General features: G+C 63.9%; 12 protein-coding genes and 1 pseudogene. 10 read left to right on the top strand and 3 right to left on the bottom strand.

Annotated features, from left to right (window positions below; genetic code table 11):
- Positions 1-108: 108 nt before the first annotated feature.
- Positions 109-474, bottom strand: a complete 366-nt coding sequence (locus QMG84_RS18085; protein ID WP_281932355.1) for a (2Fe-2S) ferredoxin domain-containing protein — start codon at positions 472-474, stop codon at positions 109-111.
- A gap of 206 nt (positions 475-680) precedes the next feature.
- On the opposite strand from QMG84_RS18085, the gene QMG84_RS18080 reads away from it, so the two are divergent.
- Both QMG84_RS18080 and QMG84_RS18075 read left to right on the top strand, forming a co-directional pair.
- The gene (locus QMG84_RS18080) at positions 681-1,532 is read left to right on the top strand and encodes a tryptophan 2,3-dioxygenase (protein ID WP_281932353.1); all 852 of its coding nucleotides are present in this window, start codon (positions 681-683) and stop codon (positions 1,530-1,532) included.
- Entirely contained in the window at positions 1,532-2,743 is a 1,212-nt protein-coding gene (locus QMG84_RS18075) for an aminotransferase class V-fold PLP-dependent enzyme (protein ID WP_281932352.1), read from the top strand. Before QMG84_RS18080 ends, QMG84_RS18075 begins: the two co-directional genes overlap by 1 nt.
- Positions 2,744-2,770: 27 nt before the next feature.
- On the opposite strand, the gene QMG84_RS18070 is transcribed toward QMG84_RS18075, so the two are convergent.
- Both QMG84_RS18070 and QMG84_RS18065 read right to left on the bottom strand, forming a co-directional pair.
- Positions 2,771-3,289, bottom strand: a complete 519-nt coding sequence (locus tag QMG84_RS18070; RefSeq protein WP_281932351.1) for an RES family NAD+ phosphorylase — start codon at positions 3,287-3,289, stop codon at positions 2,771-2,773.
- The gene (locus tag QMG84_RS18065; RefSeq protein WP_202073323.1) at positions 3,286-3,621 is read right to left on the bottom strand and encodes an antitoxin Xre/MbcA/ParS toxin-binding domain-containing protein; all 336 of its coding nucleotides are present in this window, start codon (positions 3,619-3,621) and stop codon (positions 3,286-3,288) included. The genes QMG84_RS18070 and QMG84_RS18065 overlap by 4 nt, the downstream gene beginning before the upstream one ends.
- 667 nt (positions 3,622-4,288) lie before the next feature.
- Here QMG84_RS18065 and QMG84_RS18060 point away from each other — a divergent pair.
- From QMG84_RS18060 to QMG84_RS18025, 8 genes and pseudogenes are all read left to right on the top strand, one after another.
- Entirely contained in the window at positions 4,289-7,972 is a 3,684-nt protein-coding gene (locus QMG84_RS18060; protein WP_281932349.1) for a FecR domain-containing protein, read from the top strand.
- 38 nt (positions 7,973-8,010) lie between these two features.
- Positions 8,011-9,843 (top strand): CHASE2 domain-containing protein, encoded by a 1,833-nt coding sequence (locus QMG84_RS18055; RefSeq protein ID WP_281932348.1) that lies wholly within the window; start codon positions 8,011-8,013, stop codon positions 9,841-9,843.
- 210 nt (positions 9,844-10,053) lie between these two features.
- The gene (locus QMG84_RS18050; RefSeq protein WP_281932347.1) at positions 10,054-11,205 is read left to right on the top strand and encodes a Rieske 2Fe-2S domain-containing protein; all 1,152 of its coding nucleotides are present in this window, start codon (positions 10,054-10,056) and stop codon (positions 11,203-11,205) included.
- 30 nt (positions 11,206-11,235) lie between these two features.
- Positions 11,236-11,559 carry an SCP2 sterol-binding domain-containing protein gene (locus QMG84_RS18045; RefSeq protein WP_281932345.1) on the top strand — a complete coding sequence of 108 codons (324 nt, stop codon included), beginning with the start codon at positions 11,236-11,238 and terminating at the stop codon, positions 11,557-11,559.
- 138 nt (positions 11,560-11,697) lie between these two features.
- Positions 11,698-13,854 carry an AMP-binding protein gene (locus tag QMG84_RS18040; RefSeq protein ID WP_281932342.1) on the top strand — a complete coding sequence of 719 codons (2,157 nt, stop codon included), beginning with the start codon at positions 11,698-11,700 and terminating at the stop codon, positions 13,852-13,854.
- 263 nt (positions 13,855-14,117) lie between these two features.
- A complete protein-coding gene (locus QMG84_RS18035; protein WP_281932340.1) occupies positions 14,118-14,804 on the top strand; it encodes a thioesterase II family protein in 687 nt (228 codons plus the stop codon).
- Between the two features lie 16 nt (positions 14,805-14,820).
- Positions 14,821-17,835, top strand: a pseudogene (locus tag QMG84_RS18030) (type I polyketide synthase); the annotation flags it as partial.
- Entirely contained in the window at positions 17,812-22,314 is a 4,503-nt protein-coding gene (locus QMG84_RS18025; RefSeq protein WP_434085997.1) for an amino acid adenylation domain-containing protein, read from the top strand. The pseudogene QMG84_RS18030 and the gene QMG84_RS18025, both read left to right, overlap by 24 nt.
- Positions 22,315-22,342: the final 28 nt, after the last annotated feature.

The raw sequence follows: 22,342 nt of genomic DNA, 5'->3' as shown, positions 1-22,342 counted from the left end.
TATCCGGTCGCGGGCTATAGCAAGGCCGAGATCAAAGGGCAGTCCATCGTAGTCCTGTCTATGCCGCGCTCCTGAGAGCGGCGCCCGCCTTTATCTCGGCGACGAGCCTCAAGAATACGCAGCCATTGGCCCGGCAATGCGCAGCGCGTCGACGACCGTGCCGCCAACAAGGTGCTCTTCGATAATCTTATCGAGGTTCTCTGGAGTGCATCGCCCGTACCAGACGCCCTCTGGATAGACGACCGCAACAGGCCCGCTAGAACAAATTCGGAGGCAGTCCGCTTTGGTGCGCTGGACGCCGCCAGCCTCGCTCAGGCCGAGCTCCTTCAGCCTTTTCTTGAGATGGTCCCAGGACCGGGCGGCCAGTTCGTCGCTGCAACAGGCCTGCTGGCTGCATTTCACGCAGAGGAAAATGTGACGGCGCGTCGCGTCGAGACCTAATTTGGCGGCTTTTTTTCTTGCTTCGGCGAACATGCTTGGCTTTCGGCTGTTATGGCGATCAGGCGCCTTCTCGGTTTTGCATATGCAATCGACCAACCTTGGAGTGGCTATTACATATGCCCTCATGAGCGCAATAGCCCTTTGTCTAGCGCGCTTCCGCTCGAATGGAGTCATGCGAGCGATTAGGCCTGGCGTCCCGGGGCCCGACGCTTTGAGGCAGTCACTGCTGAGCCATGAAGATGACAGAGACACAGCCGGTCCGTCCACTCGAAGACCAGATCGATCGCGACCTTGCTGGGCGTATGACCTATGCGGATTATTTGAAGCTCGATACCTTATTGAGCGCTCAGTACCCGCTCGGCGCCGAGCACGACGAAATGCTCTTCATCATTCAGCATCAGGTGGCGGAGCTATGGTTCAAGCTCATCTTGCATGAGCTGCGCGCCGCCCGCAGCGCCATCATGCGCGACACGCTCGACCCCTGCGAGAAAATTCTTTCTCGCGTGAAGTGCATCGAGCGGCAGCTCTTCGATCAATGGTCGGTGCTCGAAACGCTGACGCCAAGCGATTACGCCAAATTCCGCCCCATGCTCGGGCCGGCGTCGGGCCTGCAATCTTACCAGTATCGCACAGTCGAATTTATCCTCGGCAACAAGCAGAAGGATGTTCTCCAGCTTTTTGCGCATGACCCAAAAATCTGCGAGGAGCTTCGCCGAGAGCTCGAAAGCCCAAGCCTTTACGACGAATTTCAGCGCTATCTGGCGCGACATGGCCACGCGGTGCCTCAATCCTGTCTTAGCCGGGACTGGAGCGCCCCCTATGTGCGCAATCCGGCCCTCGTGCCGGTGTTCGAGCGCATCTATGCGGAGCCTTCCGCCCATTGGCCGGTCTACGCCTTATGCGAAAAGCTTATCGACATAGACGAGCTGTTCCAGCTCTGGCGTTTCCGGCACGTCAAAACGGTTGAACGCATCATCGGCTTCAAGAAAGGAACCGGAGGCTCGTCAGGCGTCGCCTTCCTGCGACGGATCGTCGACTATGTCTTCTTCCCCGAGTTGCTCGACGTTCGCACACGGATCGGATCGGCGTGATGGATGACATCACGACTGCCGTGGCCGCTCTCGGGCCGGGACCTCTACAGGACACATTGCTGCGGCGCTGCGTCGATCCGCTATTTTCCCGTGTGCTCGGAACGAATCCGGGCACAATTTATCTCGCGAACCATTCTCTCGGGCGTCCGCTCGACAGGATGCAGGCGGACCTCGAGCGCTATACGGCTGCCTGGTATGACAATCTCGGCGGCGCCTGGGAAGAATGGCTCGCAGAGGTAGGCGCTTTTCGGGCCAATGTGGGCGCCTTGATCAATGCGCCGAAACCGGGATGCATTGTCCCGAAAACGAGCGCCGGCCAGGGGCTGCGGGCGGTGCTGAACTGTTTCGACAGGCCGATCCGCGTGCTGACGACGCGCAGCGAATTCGATTCGATTGACTTCTTGTTGAAAAGCTTCGCCGGGCGCGGGCGCGTCGAACTGCAATGGATCGCGCCGCGCGCGAACCGGCTGTACGGGGAAGAGGACTTCATCGACGGGCTGGGGCAAAAGCCCGATCTCGTCGTTTTTTCTCTCGTTTTTTACGACACCGGGCAGTGGTTGCAGGATGCGGCGGCGATCGTGCATGCGGCGCGAGAGCAGGGGGCCTGCGTTCTCCTCGACCTCTACCACGCCGCCGGCGCTCTGCCGGTCGATGTTCAAAGCCTCGACGTTGATTTCGCTATCGGCGGTTCCTACAAATATTTGCGTGGCGGGCCGGGCGCCGCTTGGCTCTACGTGCATCCGCGACGGCTCGCGACGATGCGCACCTTGGACACGGGCTGGTTCGCGCGCCCAGAGCCTTTCAACTTCACCCGGGCGGAGGAAGCGCGCGTAGCGGCCGGCGGCGACGGTTGGCTCGAGTCCACACCGGCCATCGCGCCCTTTTATCAGGCGCACGCCGGTCTCGAATTCACACGCGCGATCGGCGTCGAGCGGCTGCGCGCCCATTCGCTCGCGCAATGCGCGCGGCTCCAAGACCTGCTTGCCGCAAATGGGGTCAAAACTCTATCTCCCGGCGCGCCGCGCGGCGCCTTCCTCGCGATCCGCACGCCGCAAGCCAGAGACTGCGTGCGCAGGCTCGAGGAGGCGGGCGTCGTCTGCGATGCGCGCGGCGACATTTTGCGGGTCTGTCCGGATGTTCTGACCAAGCCTCAGGAAATCGAAGACGCGGCGCGGCTTATCAGCCTCGCGCTTTCAGCCGGCTCGAAATGACGCTGGTCTAAGAATGGCGTCTTCGGATCATTTCCAGGAGAGCTGATCTTTTGGCAGGCGGCCGCTTGGATCGTAGACAGAAACTTTGTGAGGGAGATGCTCGCCCCATTTCCACAAAACAAGGTTTTGGTCAGGCTCGCTGGCTCCCGGTGCGAAGCTCGGGACAAGGATGCCCGCAGCGCCGGCATTTATGAGCCGCTGAGCGACCCGCCAAGAAGCCGGCTCCCGCCCCTGCGAAATGTCAGAGAACCAGGCGCAGGCCATATCGTCCAGAGAGACGCCAGCAGTTTTGCGGTTATCTTCGGTTCGAAGATCGACAACATCTTCGCAATCGACGTCGTATGAGCAGAGCACGCAGGGTTCGATCTTGTGCGCGAAGCCTTGGTTGATCTCCTTGACGGCTGTCATGATCGTGAGTGCGAGATAGAGCGCCGGCGCGCCTTTCGGGTTGAAGCGCGCCCCGCGTATCGCGGCGCCTGCCCCCGAGAGCGGAGCAAAAGACCAACGCGGATCATGCGCCCTGTAGCAGGTCGCCTGAAATCTCAAGCAAAGCCGCCTTGCGCGATATGATCGAGGTAATCGCGTAGCGCGCCGGCTTGCCCGTCCTTCACCAGAGACTCTGCCGTGCGCCCGCCGAAAGCGGCGATCGGCTGGGCGCGATACCAAGCCATCGCCTGCTCCTTGCCGCCTGCCCAATCCGAGACGCGCGACACGATCTCGAGCATTTCCTTGAGGCGGGACTGGGTCTTGGGCGCCTCCAACCGGGCGAGCTTGTAGAACGCCTCCCGGCTCAATCCGACGGTTTCGGCGATTTGTCCCTTCGACATGCCGAATGTCGTCGCGACTTTATCCACGGTGACCAAGCCCCGGTGATTCATAAGGTCCGCAACCAAGGGCGCGGGCTCCAGCCCGGCTGGAAAATCGGCCGCGGCCTTTGCCCGTGATTTGCGGCGGACGGACGCTGTTGTCTTGGTTGTTGTTGCGCGGGATTTGGGAGTGACCATTGGAAGCTATTTTGCCTGATTTAGAGGGCGTATTATAGGGCATAAAGAGGTCGACGCAATTGGGGCACAGGGTTTTTCGGCGCGACGAAAGCTTTCGGCCCGCCCGGTAGGAGCGCCGCATGTCGCCGAACATAGAGCGAAAATCGCGCCAAGAGGGCAAGCTGAGCAGTAAAGGCGAGACGCTCAATCCCTGGGCCAACTGATTTCGCCATATCGCCGTTGAAGCCCCTCTGCCGCGAAAGGTACCCACAGATTTTTTCGCCTGCGGAGACGCCTGACGGTCCAAGTGGCTCATCGATGAATTGCTGTTGCGTATAGCCGGCCGTTCGTCGGGCCGACTATTAATCCCGCTGATATATGGAAATTCCGCCCGAATTTCTGGAAAAATACCTCCTGGATTCGGTCTCGGCTTTCCCCTTTAAGCTATAGCGTGAGCGGAACTGGGCGTTTCGATCTCGCCTGGAGCGTGGCAAGATATCGCGCTAAGGCATAACCGTGTGCGGCTTCCGGATTAAAAGGCTTTTCGCATAAGGGGGGTCTATTGCGTCGGTTTTTCTGCTTGTCGATTGTCTTAGGCGTTTTGTGGAGCCAGGTCGCTTACGCCCAGGAACCGTTCCCCCGACCGCCGCCGCGCGCCGGCGTGATCGTCTCCGCCAAGGGCGGCGAAGAGCTTCGGATCCTGCGCGAAGGACATTGGCGTCCCGCCGTGGTTACGCAGGATGTCCTCGGCGGCGACACGCTGAAGACCGGCGAACTCGGCGCTTTGGGAATCACCTTTGCCGACCAGACGACAATTCGTCTCGGCCGCCAGTCGACCCTCGTCGTCAACGCCATCGCGTCGAGCCCGGAACAAGGAACGACCGAACTCACGCTTCCGGGGGGCGCGGTTTGGGCCCGGGCCTCACGCGGAGGCTCCGGCGTCAAGGTCAACACGCCGGCCGCAGCCGCGGCCATTCGCGGCACCGACTGGTCGCTCAACGTCCAGGGCGACCGCACGGCGCTCGTCGTCATGGAAGGGGAGATCGAGCTCTCCAATCCGCAGGGATCGGTGATAGTGCGCCAGGGGGAGGCGGCGAGCGCCCGCATCGGCGAGAAGCCCACGAAGACGGTCCTCGTACGCTCCGACGACCGCGAGCAGATGTTGTTCTATGTGGAGCTGCGCGATTTGTTCCGTCAGCTTTTGGCGTCGCCGCTGCAAGGTAGTCGGCGTCAGGCCGAGCTGGCCCGTCTAACCGCCATTCCCGCCGCCTCGAGAACGGCGGAGGACTGGCTGCGCATAGCCGAAACCGGCGTCAATATCGACCGACGCGAGACGCTTCAGCACGCAATCGCCGAAGCGCGGCGGCGCTTGGAAGGTCGAGAGGGCGGCGGCTCGGTCGGCGCTCTGCGAGCAAGGCTCGATCTTGTCGAGGCGATCGTCGCCGGCTCGGAGAAGCGCTACGCCGAAGCCGCGACGCTTTTCGCACGCGCGGCGCGCTCCCTGAGCGGGCCGCGGCGGGAGGAGGCCGAATGCGGATATTTCGCGGCGGCGACGCTGGCGAATCCCAAGAAGCTGTTGCCCTGGCCCAAGGCCGGCGACGCCAATCAAAGCTTCTGCGCAGCCTATGTCACCGCGTTCGGCAAAACCATCGGCGAGGCTCAGACGATCCTCGATCTGGCGACGAAGACGCATCCGCGCGACCTCAGAACGGTTCTTTTGTCATCCGAGATTGCCGTGCTTATGGATCGGCGCAGCGCGCTGCGCGCGATGGTCGAGCAACTGCGCGCGATCGACCCGACAAGCGCAGAGACGCTGTACGCCTCAGGCTCGCTCAAAGGATTGATCGATAACGACCTAGATGGCGCGGTTCGCGACCTGACCGAAGCCGCCCGTCTCGCGCCGGGTTCGAGCAGCGTCTGGAATGCGCTCGGGCTGGCGGAATATGCGCGCGACGCGAACCTCGAGGCCGAGGCCGCCTATCGTCGGGGGATAGCAGAAGATCCCTATAACCCGGTCCCCTACGCGAATCTCGCGACCGTGCTGCTGGATCAGAGCCGCGTGCGGGAGGCGGGGCAATTGATCGACAGGGCGCTCGAACTCGACCCGTCCCTCGACGCAGCCTACACGGCGAAAGGCCGTTATTACCTCCAGACCGGCGACATGACCAAGGCGCTGGAATATGTGCTGGCGGGAAGCGCGGCCAATCCCGCTTCGGCGCAAGCGCTCTTGATGACCGCCATCGTCCAATACCAGTCTGGAGACCTCCAGATCGCCGCCCAGGCCTTCGACAACGCCGACCGCCTGGACAAGAACGATCCCGTCACCTCTATCGCGCGCACCGCGATCGCCATCGACCAGCGTGACGCGGACGCGGCGATTCTCAACGCCCGCGAGGCCGTGCGCCGCTATCGTAACCGGGGCGGGTTTTTCTCCGCCCTGGCCGCCACCCGCACGGGAGGAAGCTATCTGGGCGACGCCTATCGGCTCCTGGGACTCGACGAGTGGGCGCGCTTCTACACCGATCGCGTCGCCGATCCTTTCACGGCGGTCAGTTACTTCGATTATTCGGCCGCCCGCCGAACACGGCCTTTCTTCACTTTATCCACCCTCGATGAGCTCAATGGCGCTGAGCACGCCGACGTTGCCGGGAATTTCGTTATCCAGGGACTTCTGCTCGATCCCTTGGCGGTTTCCAGCCGGCTTGGGCGCATCGACTTGCTGAGACGCCCGTTTCTCGACGTCGAGATCGGCGGGTCGTGGATCAACCGGGGCGGATCAGGCGGCTGGTGGAGCGAGGCGTCGGCGCAAGCGTTCGCCAACGACCCGGTTCCGACCGCCGTCTCTATCAGCGCCTCGCAGACTCGCGCAATGGATCGCGCCGACCGCTATCCCGGCGGCGAGAAAGCGCAGAACGCAAGTATCTTTGTTGGCATGGCGCCGAACGCCGCAGACCGGTTCCTGTTCTGGAGCGCCGCGAGCGCCGTCGAGCCGGACCTGATCTCGCCGGCGATCACTCTCGCGGACGAAGATCGCCGCAAAATTCGCGCGGGCCAAGCTGGCGCGGGCTACAGCCACACCTTCGGCTATCGAGACGTGCTGAACATGGCGGTCGTCGGAACGCGCTCCGAGCTTCGAGACCGCCGCTTTGCTATCTCCGCCCTGCTCGACCCGTTTTTCAACCTATTTCCGATGACTCTCGAGACGCAAGTGAGACGCAGGGTCGAAACCGATACGCTGACAGCCGCCGCGAGCCACTTGTTCGGCGTGGGCGACCTTACGTTGCGTAGCGGCGTTGAAGTGCAGACTGGCCGCTCGCGCGCCGCCGAGAACGATTTCCTGAGGCTGACCATTCCTGCCTTCGACACTCAGGCGACCCAATTGGTGAACAATGCGGCCAGCGTCAATTTCACCGCCGGCCGGATCTATTCGTTCGCCACCTGGCAGCCGATCGACAATTTTCAGGCGGAGGCTGGCCTCGAAGCCGTCCGACTGGATACGAGCAACACATCGGTCGAAACAAGGGTCAATCCACGCGTTGGCGTCGGCTTCGCGCCCATTGACGGCCAGTGGTTGCGGGCGGCCTGGCGACGCGACACAGAACTGCCGAGCAGCTTCTCGCTGGCGCCGGTCGCGACGCTTGGTCTCGTCCCGAACAGTATCCCGCTCCTGCTCGCCGGGCGCAAGGAGACGGCGGCGCTCCGTTACGACGCCGAATGGACATCACAGATTTTCACTTCGGTGGAATACCAGCGCCAGCGCGCCTCTGGGCTTAGGGTAGGGGTTCCCGACACGCTCGAGACCTTCGACCTCGCCAAAGCGCGCCTCGATACTCTGAGCGCGAGCGCCAACCTCTGGCTCACGCATGGCGTCGGCGTGTTCGGCGCAGTCGGTCTCGCCCGGTCGCGGACAACCGACGCCAACGGCGACGCCGTGGACGTTCCTTACATCCCCAAGCGCTTCGGGCGGGCTGGTCTGACCTTCGTCCACCCGAGCCGCCTTCGTTTCAGCGTCGTCCAGAACTACATTGGCCGACGCTTCGACGCGCCGGGAGGAGTCGAGCTCAAGCCGTTGTGGACCACCGATCTGAGCGCGAGCTTCGAAACGCAGGACCGCCGTTTCCTCTTCGGCTTCTCGGTGCTCAACCTGTTCGACAGGCGATATGATCAATGGGCGGCGCGCGCTCAGAGCGAGGCTGTTGCCGGCGAACGGCGCACCCTCGCCGCAAGCGTGAGGGTCCGCTTCTGATGCTCGGCGGAGCGCGTCTGTCGGGAGCCCGCGCCCGCATGGGCGACATGTTTTCACGCGTCATGAACGCATGGGCCCGCGCGCATCCATCGCGCCGTGGATTGCTGCTGGCCATTTTAATCGCCGTTCTCCTCTCGGCGCTGCATGCGCGCGCCGACATGCAGTTCGCCGAGGCGCGGGCGTACGACCTGCTTTCGACTCTCTGGCCGGCGAGGCCGCCGGCGCCAGGCGCAGTCATTGTCGCGATCGACGAACCCTCCTTCGCCGAGGTCGGAGCGCGCTGGCCTTGGCCGCGCGCGCTCCATGCGCGCCTCGTGAAACAGCTACGCGCGGCGGGCGCACGCGTCGTGGCGCTAGACGTCCTTTTCGCGGAACCGGCCGATCCGGAGGACGATGTGGTGTTGGCGCAGGCGCTCGGCCCGGACAATGTGCTTGCCGCCGTTCAAGACGTCATCCACATGGATCAGGGCACGCAGGTCTCTCGCGTGAACCCTCTTCCGATGCTGCTGGCTGGCGGCGCCAGATCCGGCGACACTTCTGTGAACCTCGACGGGGACGGCGTGATGCGGCGGGCGCCGCCCATCGAGGAAAGCTTCGTCGAAGCCGTCCTGAGCGCGCGCGGCGGGACGACGAAGAAAAGCCCACCCGGCGCTTTGCTACAGTTCTTCGGCGGCGCCAGAACTTATCCGACCGTCTCCTATTATCAGGCGCTCGATCCGAAACGCTTCCTCCCCGCCGGGTTTTTCAAAGACCGCACGGTGCTCGTTGGCCTCAGCCTCAAGGCGGCGCCCGCGACGGACAGCAGCGCGACGGACGCGTTCCAGACGCCCTTCACGATCCATGACGCCACGATGACCGCGGGCATCGAGCTGCACGCGACGATTCTCGACAATCTGAGTTACCGCCTGTGGACGACGCCGGTGAGCCAGAGCGTGTTGAGTCTCGCTGTGTTTTTCTCGGCGTGGATCGGCGCAGGCTTTCGCACGGGGCAGACGGCCCTTCGTCAGGCGGCCGAGCCAGCTCTGATGGTTATCGCTGTGATTATTGGAAGCTATCTGCTGCTCCGCTATGAGCGCTTATGGCTTGCCCCGGTCGCTCCGGCCCTGGCCGTCGTGGGCGCTTACGGGGCGCGCGTAGGCTTCGATTATGCGCGCGAGCGGCGTCTGCGCGCGCAGATCTCTAACGCCTTCGCGCGCTATGTCGCGCCGGCGCTCGTCGAAGAGTTGATGAAAGACCCGAAAGCGCTCCAGCTCGGCGGAGAGCGGCGCGAGATTACCGTTTTGTTTTGCGACGTGCGCGGTTTCACAGGCCTGTCCGAGCGTCTGAAAGATGATCCGATCAAGCTCATGACGATCATCAACCGACTGCTGGACGCGCTCTCCGCCGAAGTGCTGGCGACGCGCGGCACCATCGACAAATACATGGGCGATTGCGTGATGGCGTTCTGGAACGCCCCGGTCCCTGTCGCTGACCACCCCCACGCCGCCGTCGCCACAGCCGTTCGGATGGGAGAGACGGTCGCACGCCTCAATACACAGCTTGCGGCCGAAGACCCGACCCATGTGCCCCTCGCCGTCGGGGTAGGGGTCAGCACGGGGGTATGCGTGGTGGGCAACATCGGGTCGCGCTGGCGCTACGACTACTCTGTGCTTGGCGACACAGTGAATCTGGCCTCGCGACTAGAGGGCCTGACGAAAGAGTTCGGCGTCGGCGTCATCGTCGGACCGGAAACCGCGGAGAGGGTCTCGGATCGGTATGATGTGCAGAAGCTCGCGCATATCGCCGTGAGAGGCAGAAGCGAAAAGCTTCCCGTTTTCGCCGTCTCGGAAAGGCGCGAAACATCTGCGACGATATTAGAGCAGACACCCTGAAACGCAATGACGCAGAGTCGTGCTTCAGCGCCAGCGCCACGCTCTGCGAGTCATATTAGCTAGAGTCTCTGTCGAACCCGAATGGTTCTTCGAGGCGGAGTCCCGCCAGCGCGTCTCATGTGCATTAGCACACAGGTTAACGCCCGAGGGAAGGCCTAACTGGCTCCGCTAGTTGATCGCGCAACTGCGTCACAACTCGAGGATGCTGAAATGAGTAGTTTGACAGACGTTGATTTCGAGCACACTGGACCCGGGTGCTCTGCTGGCGTGCTTCTGAGGCGCTTTTGGCAACCCGTATTTGTTTCCGAAGAACTCAAAGTCGCGCATCCCGTGCCGCTGAAAATCCTGGGTGAGGAGCTCACGCTTTATCGCGGCGAAGATAATGTCGCGCACATCGTCGAGGGGCGCTGTCCGCATAGAGGGCTCGTGCTCTCGGTCGGCAAAGTCGAGGGCGACAGCATTCGTTGCCGCTATCACGGCTGGCAGTTCGACGCTTCCGGCCAGTGCGTCGAGCAGCCTTTCGAGCCGAAGTGTTTCTCGTCGAAAGTGCGTTTGCGCAGCTATCCGGTCGAGGAATATTTTGGTTTGATCTGGGCGTATCTGGGTCCCGATCCTGCGCCGCCGCTGCCGCGCTGGCCCGGGTTGGAGCGCTACGGCTATTTCCATGTCGTGGAACAGCGCAAATGGAATTATTTTCACGACCTGGAGAATACGGTCGACGACGTTCACCAGCGTTGGGTCCATGCCGAGGGCATCTATCAGGACGCGGGCAACGCGGGTGAAATCCCGGCCTCCGCAGCGCGCGCGACCGATTATGGTCTGATGCAATATACGTCATTCCCGAGCGGCTACCTGCGCAAGCTGGCGCTGTTCATGCCCAACATGCTGTATTTCAATTCGGGCGCCGGGGTGTTGCGGGGATTCAAGAGCTTCCTGTGGAACGTCCCGATCGACGACGTCAGCCACAAGATGTTTTTCATCTTCATCGCAACACATCTGTCCCCCGAGGAGGGACGCAACGTCGCCGAGGGCGTGCGCGCCGGCCTCCGATACGTCGAAACGCTACCCACCGTCGAAAATGTCGTCGATTCCGTGTTGTCCGGGCGCATGCGCTGGGAAGACGTCGACTCTCGTCCCGACCTCGTGCTCATCGAAGATGGCATTGTTCTCAAGGGGCAGGGCGTCATCCCCGACCGTTCGAAGAACCGCCTGGGCAGCTCCGACGCGGCGATCATCCTGCTGAGAAAGCTCTATGCGCGCGAGATTGCCCGCATCGAGAGAGGGGAGCCGCCCGCCGTGTTTTCCGTACCCGACGAGAGCATCCTGTCGCAGATCGACGAATTTCAACCCGAGCCGGCGTAAGCGGACATTCGAGATACGAGGAGGCCTCTCATGGTTACGGTCAAAGAAATATTGGAAAGAGCCAATGCAATCGTTTTTTCGAACAAGGAGCGGGCGAGCGCGGCCAATGTCCGGTACAAATTTGTGCTCAATGACGACGCCGTCTGCACATTCGTGCTCGATCTGACGGAGGCGCCCGGCGTTTTTGAAGGCGACGGAGCGGCCGACTGTACCTTCCGCATGGGCGCCGCCGATTTTATCCGGCTGGCCGATGGCGAGGTCGACAGTCGGGAACTGTTTTTCTCCGGCAAGCTGAAAGTCGACGGCGACATGGGGCTGGCGCTCAAACTCAAGAAGCTGATGGCGCCGGCTTAAAGTCCCACGCCGGGCAAGCGTTTCGTGGTCGTCGGAAACGACGACCCGAGCGCGGCAAAGCGAAAATCAACAGAGCACGTTCTCGCCGTGACAGCCGGCGAGGCGAACGATCGATCGCGCCATTTTGGGATACAGCAAATGATTAGCTCAATTAACCCGACAAATCACAAAGATCTGGTGACGGACCGTCTGCGGCGCCATGTTGCGGCCAACCCCAGCCGGTTGGCCCTGGCCTTCCTCGACGACGATCTCGAAGTCCGCGACTGCTGGACCTACGCGGAACTCGACCGCCGAGCGCGATCGATGGCCGCCTTTCTTCAGGAACGTGGCGCCGAGGGGGCCAGAGTGATTCTGGCCTATCCGACTTGCCTCGACTTCCTCGCTGCATTTTATGGTTGCCTCTACGCCGGGGCTGTGGCCGTGCCAGCGGCCCTGCCGCTCGCGCATGGCAAGGATAGGCGGCTCGAGCTCATCGCGGTCGACAGCGGCGCGAAGCTCGTCCTCACGATCGACAAATACGCCGACATGATCGAGCGTCGTTTCGTAGAGGCAGGCGACTCCGCCTCCGTGTCGGTGGTGGCGACGGACAGACTTCCGGATCGAAGCGACGCATTCCGGGAGATCGCCCGCGGCGCGGGAGACCTGGCGTTTCTTCAATATACGTCCGGCTCCACGCGCGCGCCTGCCGGCGTGATGATAAGTCACGGCAATTTGGCAAGCAATCTGCGGGCGCTGCAAGACGGGCTCGGATCGTCGCCCGACTCCGTCGGCGTTAGCTGGCTGCCGCTGTTCCACGATATGGGGCTCGTGGCGGGGGCGCTCGAGCCCACCTGGGCCGGAGGCTCGGTTTATTTGATGGCCTCAGCGAGCTTCGTTCAGAATCCAATGCGGTGGATGCGCGCATTTACGCGTTTTCGCGGCACCATGGGCGGCGGCCCCAACTTTGGCTATCAAGCATGCGTCGACGCCGCGCGCACGCAGGGCGTCGACGGACTCGACCTCTCGTCGTGGGATCTGGCGTGGAACGGCGCCGAGCCCGTGCGCGCATCCACGGTGGCCGACTTCATCGCCACATTCGCTCCCGCGGGCTTCCGGCCGGAACGCCTCTCGCCGGCTTTCGGCCTTGCCGAGGCTACTCTTCTTGTTTCGGGCAAGCGCGACCTTGTTCCGCCGATCGTGCGCACGGTCGACGAGACGGCCTTGCGCAAAGGCAGCGTGATCCTGTGTGACGAAAAGACTGCGCAGGCAAAGCGCCTGGTCAGCTCCGGCGTGCCTGCGCTCGATACAGAGATTCGGATTGTGAACCCGGAAACGCTGACCGATGTCCAGGCGTCGACCGTGGGCGAAATCTGGCTGCGCGGCGGCAGCATCGGCCAGGGCTACTGGGGCAAGCCGGCGGAATCGGCCGCTGTCTTCGGCGCCCGCACCGCCGCAGGCGAGGGTCCATTCCTGCGCACGGGCGACCTTGGTTTCATACACGAAGGCGAACTCTACGTAACCGGCCGGCGTAAGGACGTCATCATCATTCGGGGCGTAAATCATTACCCGCAGGACATCGAGCTGACGGTGGAATCCAGCCACCCCGCGCTTCGCGCGGGGGCCTGCGCGGTATTTGGCGTCGAGGACGGCGACGCCGTGCATGTCGTTGCGGTGCAGGAATTGAGCCGCGGCGCTTGGCGCAGCGTGGATCCTGCCGAGGTTTTCGACGCAGTCCGGCGTAACGTGGCGCGCGAACATCAATTGGCGCTCGATCGCGTCGTGCTGCTCCGGCCTTTCGGCTTGCCGATGACCTCCAGCGGCAAAGTTCAGCGCGCGCAATGTCGCGCCGCCTTGGAGGATGGCGCCTTGTCCGTGGTGCACGAGTGGCGCTCGACCTTGCAGGTCCCGGTCATGGACCTGACCGGCGAGCCCCTCACCCAGCCGGGCGTGCTGGAGCGACGGCTGGCGGAATGGCTGGAGCGCGAATGCGGCGTGGAAGGCGTCACCTGGAAAACGCCGCTCATGGAGCTCGGAATCGATTCTCTCAAAGGCGTCATGTTGAGCAACGCTTTGTCAGCCGCGTTCAAACATTCGTTCCCCGTGACGCTGATGATCGAATACCCGACGGTCGAAGCGCTCGCGAGGCTTATCCGCGAAGAGGCGCTCGGCGTCGGCTCCGAGAAGCGCATCGTCCCGCCACCGATGGCTTGGGAGGAGTCGACGATCAAACAGGAGATCGACCTTCTAGACGAAGCAGCCCTCGACGCTCTGCTGGAAGACAGCATAGACGCGGCGCTGAAGATCGATCGACGATAGCGACGCCGTTATAAAAAACTCCCCGCTCACGATCGAACCGCGCGCGAACGCGTCCACGATCGAAGCGGGGCTTTCAACAGATCTTGCTCAGCGGCGCGCAGGCGCCTCGAGCTGACTTTCACTGACATTGCGAGCTTTCGACAATGAATCGTTCAATTTCTAGCGCTCCCGGCTGGCTCTGGCCGTTGCCCGGCCCCGCAGACGCGCCTGTGGCGCTCATCTGTTTCCCTTCGGCCGGCGGCGGCGCGGTCGGATATCGATCTTTGATCGAACCATTGCGCGCCTGCGCGGATGTGTACATCGCATCGCTGCCCGGCCGCGAGTTTCGCCTCCGCGAGGAGCCCGCGCGTCATTTAGAGGCTCTCGTCTCGCCGCTGGCGGCGGCGGTCGCAGAGCTGGCCAACCGTCGCCTCGTCGTCTTTGGGCATAGCTTCGGCGCCCTGCTTGCCTACGAGGTCCTGCATCGCTTGTATGACGACGGTTGCATCGCGGCTGACGCGGCGCATCTCGTCGTGTCCGGCCGGATCGCCCCGCACCTCGTGTCCCGAACGCCCAGGCTGTCGCATCTCCCCACTCGCGACATCGTGTTCAAGATCGCCGAATTACATCGCAATATTCCCGCCATGTTGCTCGAGGAGCCCGACTATGTCGCGATGATCGGCCGCGCCTTGCAAGCGGATCTGCGGATCAACGAACAGTACCGATGGCGGGAACGGCGTCCATTGCCCTGTCCTATCACCGCAGTAGGCGGAATATCCGATCCTGTCGCATCGCGCGCTGAAATGAACGCGTGGGGGAGGCATAGCCGCATAGGGTTCAAATCGAGGTTCGTCGAGGGCGACCACTTTTATTTCCGGACGCCCGCTGGCCAGCAACTGCTGATCGAGCTCCTCGAGCAAAGCTGCTCGTCTTTCACGGCCGCGCGAGGCGCGGCCAGTGCAATTGCTTAATGACGCGAGGATAAAAATGAGCGATCTCGACTTTAGAAAAAAAGCAGTTGTCGCGCTGGAGACTCTTCGGCGACGGGTTTCGGAACTCGAAGCCGGCACGGGCGATCCGATCGCGATCATCGGATATGAAGGGCGATTTCCTGGGGGCGAAGACGCCGACTCTTTCTGGGCCTTGCTGCGCGAGGAACGCGATGCGATCTCCACGATCCCTCCGGACCGCTGGGACGCCGACGCCTTTTACTCGCCAGACTCCGACGCGGCCGGGAAAACCATCACGCGTCGGGCGGGTTTGTTGGACGCAGTGGATGAATTCGACGCGCAGTTCTTCGGGATCGCGCCGCGTGAAGCGATCAGCATGGACCCGCAACATCGTCTGATGCTCGAAACGAGCTGGCGCGCGATCGAGCACGCGGGAATCGCCGCAACCGAACTCGAAGGTTCGCGCACAGGCGTCTGGATGGGGCTGAGCACGCACGAATATCTCGGTCTTCTGGCCACGCATACGGCGCCCGAGACCCTGGACGCTTATTTCGCCACGGGCACGTCGCCGGCAGTGGGCGCCGGACGCATCAGCTATCGGCTCGGGCTCGAAGGGCCTGCTGTTACGGTCGATACGGCGTGCAGCTCCTCTCTCGTCGCGATTCACCAGGCATGCCAGGCTTTGCGGCTGCGCGAATGCGATCTCGCCCTCGCGGGGGGCGTGAATGTGATCCTCACGCCGGCAGTCATGGTCAGCATGTCCCGCGCTCGGATGCTTGCGCCCGATGGCCGCTGCAAGACGTTCGACGCCGCTGCGGACGGCTATGTGCGCGGGGAAGGCTGCGGCGTTTTGGTTTTGAAACGCCTTTCGGACGCGGTTCGCGACGGCGACAATATCCGGGCGGTTTTGCGCGGCAGCGCCGTCAACCAGGACGGCGCGTCGGGCGGACTCACCGTGCCCAACGGCCGCGCGCAACAGCGGGTGATTCAGGACGCGTTGAAGCAGGCCGGTCTTGCGCCGGCGGAGATCGATTATCTCGAAGCGCACGGAACGGGAACGTCGCTCGGCGACCCAATCGAGGTGCAGGCGGCCGCTGCGGCGCTGGGAGCCGACAGAACAGCCGACCGGCCGCTGCTGATCGGTTCGGCGAAAACGAACATTGGTCACCTCGAGGCGGCGGCCGGGATCGCGGGCGTCATCAAGGTCGTGCTCGCATTGGAGCACGGCCTATTGCCGAAGCACCTGCATTTCCAAACGCCATCGCCGCACATTCCCTGGCGACGGCTGCCGCTGGAAGTGGTTTCGGAGGCGCGCCCCTGGCCCCGCGGCGAGCGTGTGCGCCGGGCGGGGGTGAGCTCCTTCGGCTTTTCCGGCACGAACGCGCATGTGGTGATCGAGGAGGCGCCGGCCGCTTCTCCTGCGGCGGCGTCCCGGGACGGCTCGTCGGCGCCGGCGGAGCGTCCATGGCATCTCTTGACGTTTTCGGCGCGCACGGCTCCGGCGCTGAAGTCGCTGGCGCTGGACTATGCGCGGCGCGTCGAGCTGCTGCCCTCGGCGTCGGCGCTGGCGGACGTCTCCTACACCGCGGGGGTCGGGCGCAGCCATCTCGAGCGCCGGGCCGCGATCGTCGCGGCGGACCCCGCCGGCGCAGCGCAACAGCTCGCCGCTTTCGCCGAGGAACATTCGTCACCGGGCGTTCATAGCGGCGTTTCGGCGGACCCGCCGAAAACCGCGTGGCTGTTCACGGGTCAGGGCAGTCAGCGCGTGGGCATGGGCCGCGAGCTTTACGAGACGCAGCCTGTGTTCCGTCGAACGCTCGATGAATGCGCGGCGGCTGTGGAGGACATGCTGGAGCGCCCATTGCTCGATGTGATGTTTGCGAGCGACGGGGCAGTCAACCACACGTCTTATGCGCAGCCGGCCTTGTTCGCCGTGGAGATGGGCCTCGCGCGCCTGTGGGAGAGCTGGGGCGTCTCGCCGGATGTGGTGCTGGGCCACAGCGTCGGACAATATGCGGCCGCCTGTGTCGCCGGGACTTTCACGCTCGAGCAGGGCGCGCAATTGCTGGCCGAGCGCGGCCGGCTGTTCGGCGCGCTGCCGGCCGGCGGGTCGATGGCGGCTGTGTTCGCGCAGGCGGAAGCGATCGAGGCGCGCCTGGCCGCATACCCGCGCCTTTCGCTTGCGGCCTATAACGGCGCACATGTGGTCGTCAGCGGCCCGCAGCAAGACGTTCGCGCGCTTGTCGAGCTGTTTCGGCAGGAGGGGCTTCGCGCGGAGGAGCTCGAGACCTCGCATGCCTTCCATTCGGAGCTGTTGGAGCCGGCGCTGGACGCGTTCGAGGCCTATGCGGCGCAGATACCGTATGGCGCGCTGACGCGGACGCTGGTGTGCAACAGGACGGGCAAAGTTTTGGGCGGGCAGACACGACTGGATGCGCAATATTGGCGGCGACACGCGCGCGAGCCGGTTCAATTCGCGCAGAGCGTGCAGACTTTGGGGGGGCTCGGGTGCCGCGTGCTGCTGGAGATTGGGCCGCAACCCGTCCTGGCGGGGATGGCGCTCAGGGCATGGCCCGAGGGCTCTCAAGTTCCGCAGGCTGTCGCGTCGCTGCGCCGCGACACGCCTGACGCGCGGCAGATTAAAGAAGCGCTCGGGCAGATGTATGTCGCGGGCGCGCGGATCGACTTCAAGGCTGTCGACGAACCGTGGGAGCGCAACAAGGTCGATCTGCCGAAATATTCGTTCAAGCGGAAAAAATTCTGGTTCACGCCGGCGCGCCGGTTCGCGGAGGCGGCTATCGCGCCGAGCGACAACATCCCCGAAACAGCATCGGCCGAACCAGATCGCCGCGACGCAGACGCCTGGCTCGCCCACGCGCCGCAAGGAGAACGCCTCGGGATCGTCGTCGAAAGGTTGCGGGCCGAGATCGGGCGCGCGCTGCACATGAGCGTCGAGGACGTCGACGCCCACACGGCCTTCGCCACAATGGGCATGGACTCGCTTACGGCGATGGAGCTGCGCAGCCGCATGCAAGCGGCGCTCGGCGCCGCCCCGCCAGTCGCGCTTTTCGTCGAGAGCCCGGACGTCGCAACGCTCGCCGCCCGCCTGCTGGCTTGGTGGGAGGAGTCGCAGCGGGACGAGTCGAAGCGGCAGCCGCCGATGGCGCGCATTCCTCGAGACGACTCTCCGCTGGTTCTCTCCTCCAGCCAAGAGCAGCTTTGGTTTCTTCATGAGCTGGCGCCGTCCTCCTGCGCCTATAACGTCGCAGCCGCCGTCCGCATCCGCGGCCCGTTGGATGCGGCGGTCATGGAGCGCAGCCTGAACACGCTCGTGGCGCGCCACGAGGCGCTACGCACCGCCTTTGGCGTCGAACGCGGCCAAGCGCGCTCGAAAATTGTACCCACGGTGAATGTTCCGCTGCCGATCGACGACGTCCGCGACGAGGCGGAAGTTTCCGAATGGGAGCGACGCGAGGCGGGCGCGCCCTTCGACCTCGCTTGCGCGCCTCTCTTCCGCGCGCGGTTGCTGCGCTTCGACGCGGCCCGCCACGTTCTGCTGGTGACAATGCACCACATCATCACGGATGGCTGGTCATTCGGCGTGTTGCTGCGGGAATTGTCGGCCATATACGGCGCCTATCAGCGCGGCGAGCCCTCGCCGCTCGCGGAACTGCCAATCCAATACGCCGATTATGCCGCATGGCAGCGCCAATGGCTCAGCGGCGACAGGCTGGAGGAATTGCTCGCCTATTGGAAATCGGAGCTGGCGGGAATTTCTCCGTTGTCCTTGCCGACCGACCGGCCCCCGCCGCGCACGTCGACCTTCCGCGGGCGTCGAATACGCTTCGAGCTCGGCGCCGACCGCGCGCGCGCGTTGCGCAAGCTGGCCCAATCCGAGCGCGTTACGCTGTTCACGCCATTGCTCGCAGCGCTATCGGCGGTGCTCCAGCGCCATACGGGTCAGGACGATTTCGTCGTCGGCGCCATGAGCGCAAACCGAGGGCGGCTGGAAATCGAAAGTCTGATCGGCCTCTTCGTCAATGCCGTGCCCCTGCGAGTCCTTCTCGACGGAGACCCGGAGATTCGCGACCTGCTCGCCCGTCTGGCCGCGCGCTTACAGAGCGCGATGGCGCATGAAGCGCCATTTGATCTCGTCACCAATGCGGTCGAGCGCGAACGCGGCGGAGCTAGAAGCCCATTATTCCGCGTGCAATTGCTTCTCCAGGCGGCGATAAACCCGCCTGCTTTGCCGGGCCTCGAGATCGAGGTCGAGGAGATCGACACGCAAACCGCCAAGCGTGATCTCACATTCACGCTCTTCGACGATGCGACAATGGCCGGCCACGTCGAATATTCGACCGACCTGTTCGACGCGCCCAGGATCGAGCGCCTGCTGCGCCATTTCCTCAATGCGCTCGACGCGATTGTCGAGAACCCCACGCGCCGCCTGTCGGCCCTCCCGCTGCTCACGCCGGAGGAGCTTGCCGCCGGGCGAGCGGCGGCGCCGCTGGCGCTTGCCGGCCCGCTGACGGTCGCGGAACTATTCGAGTCCGTCGCCGTCCAGCGCGGCGAAGCCGTCGCCTGCGAAGATGGCGAGCGCCGCCTCACTTACGCCGAGCTGGAAGCAGCCGCTCGCCGGCTGGCGCGCTGGCTGCGTAGCCAAGGAATTGGCGCCGGGGCGGCCGTGGCGGTACGGACGGGACGAAAGGTCGATATGATCGTCGGCATGCTCGGCGTCATGAAGGCCGGCGCAATCTATGTTCCCCTAGATGAATCCTATCCGAAAGATCGTATCGCGCACATGCTCGCCGAAGCGAATGTTGCGCTCGAAGTGTCGGAGCCGCTCGGCCCCGAAGTCGCAAAAGAGTCGGCCGAGCCGCTCGCGCCCGCGGTGGGGCCGTCGGATCCCGCCTATATCGTGTTCACGTCGGGCTCCACCGGCCGGCCCAAGGGCGTCGTGATCTCGCATGGCGCCGCCGCCGAATATGCGCAAACACTGGTACGCGAACTCGATGTGCGACCTTCGGACGCCTGGCTGCACACCGCTTCAATCGCTTTCTCGTCCTCGATGCGGCAGATTTTGGCGCCGCTCGCCGCCGGCGCGAGAATCATCGTCGCCGACAATGACGAACGACGCGACCCATTCGCCTTGCTTGCACGTGTGCGCGCGGCGGAGGCGACCATCGTCGATCTCGTGCCCTCGGTCGTGAGGCAAGTGGTCGACTCGCTGCGGATGCTGCCGAATGCCGAGCGCGCCACGCTCCTCGACAATGATCTACGTCTCCTGCTTACCGCGAGCGAACCCCTGCGCTATGGGCTCGCGCGCGATTGGCGCGCGCTCGTCGGCGACAAGGTTCGTTGGTTCAATCTCTATGGGCAGACGGAAACCGCCGGCATCGTCAGCCTGCATCCGGTCGATCCGCAGGCAGAGGCCGACCCGCAGGCGATCGTGCCGATCGGGAGGCCGCGCGCGAACGTCCGGATGATCGCGCTCGACGCACAGCGGCGACAAACGCCTGTCGGCGTCCCCGGGCAGTTGCACATCGGCGGCGCCTGCCTCGCGCTCCGATACCTCGGCGAGCCCGCTCTCTCCACGGAGCGCTTCTTCGAATTCGAGGACGCCAGCAACGTCCCGCAACGCTTCTATGCCGCTGGCGACATCGTGCGCATGAACGAGAACGGCCTGTTCGAATTCCTCGGTCGCGACGACGCTCAAGTCAAAATCCGCGGCGTGCGCGTCGAGCCCGGCGAGATCGAGCGCGTCCTGCTCGATCATCCGCTGGTGAAGGAGGCGGCGGTCGCGGCCTTCGACGATGACGGCGACAAGCGCCTTGCCGCCTATGTGACCGTCAATGGGGCCGAAGTTTCCGCGCAAGCGCTGCGTGATCACTTGCGTTGCATTCTGCCAGAGCACATGATCCCGTCTTCCTTCGTGACCCTCGAAAGAATGCCGACGACACCGAACGGCAAGCTCGACCGCGCGGCGCTGCCGGCGCCGACGCGCATCGCGACGGACGTCGCGTTCGTCGCGCCGAGGCCGGGAGTCGAGGAGACCCTGGCGACGCTGTGGCGGGATTTGCTGAAGGTCGAGCGCGTTGGGGCGAACGACAACTTCTTCCTTCTCGGCGGCCATTCGATGCTCGCCGCCCAGCTCCGCGCCCGCATTCACCAAAACCTTGATGTGGAGCTGCCGCTGAACGCCATTTTCGAGGACCAGACGCTGGCCGCTCTTGCGGCGCGGCTCGAAAGCGCCCACGGATCGTTCGCCGTCCTGCCACAACTTGTAAAGGCGCCGGCGGGAACTGCGACGCCGGCCTCCATGGCCCAGGAAATCGCATGGTCAGCGGAACAGGCTCATCCGGGATCGCCGGGGAACTGGATCGACGTGAGCGTGCGCATCGTCGGGCCGCTGGACGAAGAACGACAAATTCGGTCCATGCAAGAGGCGTTGCGGCGCCACGCCATATTGCGAACGATCGTCGCGCCGACCGACAGCGGGCTGACGCTGCGCGTTCTCGACGGCATCCCTGAGATCTCGCGCTGCGAGCTCGAAAGCCTTTCGCCGGCGGGGCGCGCGTTCGAGCAAGCCGCCGATGGCAAAGCGGCTATTCAGATGTCGCTCGAGCGGAAGGGAGAGGAAGAATGGTTGCTACGGCTGCGCTGTCACCGCATGCTTGCCGACGGCGCGACCGTTCGTATGTTGCTTGGCGAAATTTGGGCCCTTTACGCGAACAGCCTGGAGGGAATGGACCTCTTCCCCCTCCTCGATCCGTCGCTGTCCTACGCGGATTATGCGAATTGGGAGCGTCAATGGCTCACGCAGAAAGCGCGCGACGAACAGGTCGAACATTTTCGGCGTGAATACGAAGCTGGCCTCACGTCGCCGCTGCCGACCGATGGGCCGCGCGCCTCGGGCGAACTTCCTTCGGAGGGTGATATTCTGCGCTTCGCGCTTCCGCGCGTCGCGGTGGAGGCTGCGAAGGCTTGCGCCATGCGCGAACGCGCAACCTTGCCGATGGCGCTGAGCGCCGCTTTCGCGTCGACGCTCGCGCATGAGCTTGGAAGAGAGAGCGTGACCATCGCCCTTCCGGTGTCGCGCCGGCACCATCCGGCCACGCACCGAATGCTCGGACCTTTCATGAACACTCTGCCGCTGCGCATCGATGGCGCTCACCGGCCGATCGACGAGCTCGCGCCATGCGTGCGCGCAACAACCCTTGCCGCGCTCGCACATCAGAATGCACCGTGGCACGAGATCGTCGCGGCTCTACGAAAGGACCACGGCCCCGACGCGGAACGCCTCGGCGACGCCGCCCTCGTCGTCGAGGACGCGGCGCCGCAAAACGTGCAGCTTGCCGGGCTGCGGCTCTCCCGCACCCCTGCCGCGCGCATTTTCGTCCGGCGCCCGCTGACCCTTTCGCTCGCAATCGACGAAAGCGAGATCAACGCCAGCCTGATGTATGCGACGAGTCTGTTCACGCGCGAGACCATCGAAAAACTTGCGGGAGGATTTCTCGCAGTCTTTCGCTAAAGAATGCGCTCCAGCGCTTTTTAAAGTG

This window comes from Methylocystis iwaonis, assembly GCF_027925385.1.
Classification (GTDB): Bacteria; Pseudomonadota; Alphaproteobacteria; order Rhizobiales; family Beijerinckiaceae; genus Methylocystis; species Methylocystis iwaonis.
The sequence above is the reverse complement of the archived record's forward strand: the minus strand, read 5'-3'. Positions and strand labels throughout refer to the sequence as shown.